General features: G+C 71.0%; 1 protein-coding gene and 1 pseudogene. Both read right to left on the bottom strand.

Features of this window, described 5'->3' with window-relative positions:
- Positions 1-168, bottom strand: a pseudogene (locus AWZ10_RS46885) (FHA domain-containing protein); the annotation flags it as partial.
- 10 nt (positions 169-178) lie between these two features.
- Positions 179-514 (bottom strand): FHA domain-containing protein (locus tag AWZ10_RS13005; protein WP_159058264.1); only part of this gene is annotated, 336 nt, incomplete at its 5' end.

Raw genomic sequence — 514 nt, 5'->3', positions numbered from 1 at the left:
GGCCTGGCGGGCGGCCTGCGGTTGCCGCGCGGCCTCCCGGCGCGACCCCCGCTGGGTGACGCGCGTACCGAACAGATCGCTGCGGATGACCTGCACGGCCACGATCACGAACAGCCACAGTACGGCCAGGAAACCTAGCCGCATGACCGTGAGGGTCAGCTCTGACATTGCCCCCGCTTCACCCTTCGGCTTGCCGGTAAATGATGGTGCTGCTGCCCACGACGATCCGCGAGCCGTCGCGGAGCGTAGCGCGGGTGGTGTGCTGCCCGTCCACCACGATGCCGTTGGTGGATCCGAGATCCTGGATCGTCGAGGGCGTTCCGGTCCGGATCTCGCAGTGCCGACGGGAGACGCCGGGGTCGTCGATCCGCACGTCGGCTTCCGTGCTGCGCCCCAGTACCAGCGTCGGGCGGGAGATCTGATGGCGGGTGCCGTTGACCTCGATCCAGAAGCGCATGCGCCCGCCGGCCGTCGGAGCGGCGGGCGGCCGCTGGCCGAGTGGGGCGGCGCCGGG

Origin of the sequence: Streptomyces europaeiscabiei (assembly GCF_001550375.1) — a bacterium.
Taxonomy (GTDB): Bacteria; Actinomycetota; Actinomycetes; order Streptomycetales; family Streptomycetaceae; genus Streptomyces; species Streptomyces europaeiscabiei.
The sequence above is the reverse complement of the archived record's forward strand: the minus strand, read 5'-3'. Positions and strand labels throughout refer to the sequence as shown.